The 3667-nt window shown below is 63.8% G+C and carries 2 protein-coding genes and 1 pseudogene; all 3 read left to right on the top strand.

Features of this window, described 5'->3' with window-relative positions:
- The coding region (locus ADADOO_RS07410) for a methyl-accepting chemotaxis protein (protein ID WP_511276322.1) at nt 1–1886 on the top strand (1886 nt) is incomplete at its 5' end.
- A gap of 123 nt (nt 1887–2009) precedes the next feature.
- Nucleotides 2010–3455 (top strand): D-alanyl-D-alanine carboxypeptidase/D-alanyl-D-alanine endopeptidase, encoded by a 1446-nt coding sequence (gene dacB / locus ADADOO_RS07405; RefSeq protein ID WP_511276320.1) that lies wholly within the window; start codon nt 2010–2012, stop codon nt 3453–3455.
- Nucleotides 3448–3667, top strand: a pseudogene (locus ADADOO_RS07400) (hypothetical protein); the annotation flags it as partial. The gene dacB and the pseudogene ADADOO_RS07400, both read left to right, overlap by 8 nt.

Raw genomic sequence — 3667 nt, 5'->3', positions numbered from 1 at the left:
CCGATCTCTGGCAGACGATCAAGGCCGGCCTGCCGTGGCGTGGCGCGGTCAAGAACCGCTGCCGGAATGGCGATTACTATTGGGTCGAGGCCTTCGTCGTTCCGCTCAAGAAAAATGGCGAAATCACCGGTTACATGTCGGTGCGCACCCCGCTGGCGGCAGATAAAAAGGCCGCCGCCGAGGCGCTTTACCGGGCTGCCGGAACAGCGGGCAAAGTGCCGGCGTCGGCCAAACGCGGCATCCCGCTCGCGCCGCGACTGTGGGCCGCGATGGGCGTGCTGATAGCCTTGATGGGCCTGATCGGCTTCTTTGGCCTGCGCAGCCTGGCCGGGACGGATCAGGCGCTGAATGCGATGTACCGCGACAATCTGTTGCCATCCAACACGGTCAATCGCATGACCTTCCTGCTCGCTGACAACCGCTCGCAGATCATGCTCGCCTTGCAGCACGAAGCGACGAACCCCTTTGCCAAGATGCACGATCACCCGCTCGATCTGCATATCAACACGACCCTGAAAAATCGCGAGGAAATCAACAGCCTGCTCGATGTCTTGAAGAAGCAGACGCTGACCGACAGCCAGAAAGCCCTGCTCGACAAGTTTGGCGAAAGCCGCGAAAAGTATTCGAAAGAGGGCATCAACGCGGCACGCAGCCTGCTGGCAGAAGGCAAATTCCATGAAACCAACGTGGTCCTGCTAACCAAGATCAACCCGCTATACGCCGAGTTACGGCAAAACGCCGAAGCCTTGATCCAGCAATTGAGCAGCGATGCCGAAGCGCGTTACATGGCGGCTGAAACGGAATATGCCGCGGTCCGCAACATGAGTATCGGGCTGATCGTCTTTGCCCTGCTCATCACGTTAATCGGCGGCGGCCTGCTGGTCCGCTCCATCGTCGCGCCACTGCGCAAGGCCAACACGCATTTCGAGCGGATCAGCGAAGGCAAGCTGACCGAGGAAATCGATATTTCCGGCCGCGACGAAATGGGCCTCCTGCTCTGTAACCTGGGCACCATGCAGGGCAGCATCAAGGCGATGCTCGACGAGATCAGCACGGCGGCGCAAAGCATCGACCAGCGCAGCTACGCGCTTGAGCAGCAGATGACGCAGGTGTCGGCGCAGTCCGTGCTGCAACAGGCCAGTGTCGAAGGGGTCGCTGCGGCCACCGAAGAGTTCAGCCAGTCGGTACAGGAAGTCGCCGCCAATGCCGAGGAAACCGCATCGGCTGCCCACGATGCCCAAAACCAGGTCAAGCAAAGCAACGCCAACATCAATCAGAGCATGGTGGCGACGACCCGTGTCGTCGAGGCGGTGACCGCCTCGAACGCGACGATCGACCAGCTCAACCGCTCGATTGCCAAGATCGGCGACATCACCCGGGTCATTGCCGACATCGCCAGCCAGACCAACCTGCTCGCTCTCAATGCCGCCATCGAAGCGGCCCGGGCCGGCGAACAGGGCCGCGGCTTTGCGGTCGTTGCCGACGAGGTGCGCAAGCTGGCTGAACGGACGACAACGTCGACGGCCGACATCAACACCACCGTCAATGAAATCCAGTCAGTCACCGCCCAGGCCGTGTCCAGCATGGATCTGGCCGCCCACGAAGTAGCCACGGGCATCGGCATGTTGCGCGAGAGCGTCGCCGGCCTCGAAGGCATCACCAGCTCGTCGAGCCAGGTTTCGCTGATGGCCAGCCAGATCTCCGATGCCGCCCGCCAGCAAGGCGTGGCCAGCGAGGAAGTGGCCAGCAGCATGCAGCAGATTACCGACCTGATCGAGCAGAACACGCAGTCGGCGCAGAGCGCCAAGTCGATCGCCGAAGCGCTGCTCGGCACCTCGCACCAGCTCGAAGCGCTGATCGCCTCTTTCGAGCTCTATCGGCGCTGAGCGACGATTCACAACGACTACAATGGGGGCTTTCGAGCCCCCATTTTTTTCGCCATGATCCCGCCTTCGCCCTGCCCTGCGCCCCATCCGCCGGCTTATCGCCGGCTGCGGCAAATTTTTGGCTTGCTCGCGCTGCTCACGGCGGCAGGCGTGGCCGGCGCCGATCTGCCGCCGACCGTGTTGCAGGCCCTGAAAGCGGCGCAGATTCCGGCGGCCAGCGTTGCCGTCGTCGTCCACCCGGTTGATGCGAGCGCGCCATTGCTGGCCCACAACGCCAGCCGCCCGATGAATCCGGCTTCGGTCATGAAACTGGTCACCACCTATGCCGCCCTCGACCTGCTCGGCCCCGCCTACACGTGGAAAACCACGGCGTGGATCGAGAATCCCATCCCCCAAGGGGACGTCGTTCGGGGCGCTACGGTCGACGGGAATTTAAGCGGAAATTTGTACATTCGCGGCAGCGGCGATCCGCGCTTCGCCATCGAACACCTGACCGCCCTGCTCCGCCAGATCCAGGTCCGCGGCATCCGCCGGATCGACGGCGACATCGTGCTCGACCGCAGCGTTTTCGATACCCCGGCCAGTGATCCCGGCGCTTTCGACGATAAGCCGATGCGCCCCTACAACGTCGGGCCGGACGGCTTTCTGCTCAATTTCCGCGCCCTGCGTTTCACGCTGCAGCCGGACAACGGCAAGCCCCGCGTGCTCATGGAAACGCCAAGCGAGGGCCTGCGCGTCGACAACCAGTTGCGCACCAGCAACAGCGAGTGCGGCAGCAACTGGAAGGATCTGATCACCGTTCGGCTGATTCCTGAAAACACCGGCAACCGGCTGGAATTCACCGGCAGCTACGCCGCGCTGTGTGGCGAAAAGCCGCTCAGCCTGTCGCCGCTGCCGGCCGAAGCCCAGACTAGCGGCCTGATCCGCGCCCTGTGGAAGGAACTCGGCGGCACCGTGAACGGCCAGATTCGCCCCGGCAGCGTGCCGCTCGGCGCCAAACTGCTCACCCAGCACGAATCGGCGCCGCTGGCCGACGCCGTGCGCGACATCAACAAGTTCAGCAACAACGTCATGGCCCGCCAGGTTTTCCTGACCATCGGCAACGATTCTGCGCCAGCCACCGCCGAGCGCGCCCGCCAGCGCATCACCGACTGGCTGACCAGCCGCAATCTGCATTTCTCCGAACTGGTCCTCGACAACGGTTCCGGCCTGTCGCGCATCGAACGGATTAGCGCCGACAGCCTCAACCGCCTGCTGCTCGACGCCTGGAAAAGTCCGGTGATGCCCGAATTCATCTCCAGCCTGCCGATCGTCGGCATCGACGGCACGATGAAAAAACGCCTCAACGGTTCCGCCGCCACCGGCCGCGCCCACATCAAGACCGGCACGCTCGATGGCGTCAAGACCGCCGCCGGCTTCGCGTTGGATGGCCAGGGCCGGCGCCATGCCGTCACTTTCCTGATCAACCATCCGCGCGCCCAGGCCGGCAGCGCGGCCATCGACGCCCTGCTCGTCTGGGTCGCCCAGCGGCGGGTCGGTGAGACAAGGCCGGTCCTTGAAAATGAGTGAGCGCCCGGCTTTTCCGGGCGAGGCCCTGGCCGCGGACGGTCTCAACCGGCAGTTCGTCTTCGATCTGGATGGGCTGCCCGAAGAAACGCGAAAAACCCTGGGCGACACGACCGGATTCCACCAGCTCATCCTGCTCGGCCACGCCGGGCGACGGCTTTGGGCACGCGTGCAGGCGAGCGGCATGGCCAGCGAACACCCGATCGACGACTACA

This window comes from Azonexus sp., assembly GCF_036170495.1.
Taxonomy (GTDB): domain Bacteria; phylum Pseudomonadota; class Gammaproteobacteria; order Burkholderiales; family Rhodocyclaceae; genus Azonexus.
The sequence above is the reverse complement of the archived record's forward strand: the minus strand, read 5'-3'. Positions and strand labels throughout refer to the sequence as shown.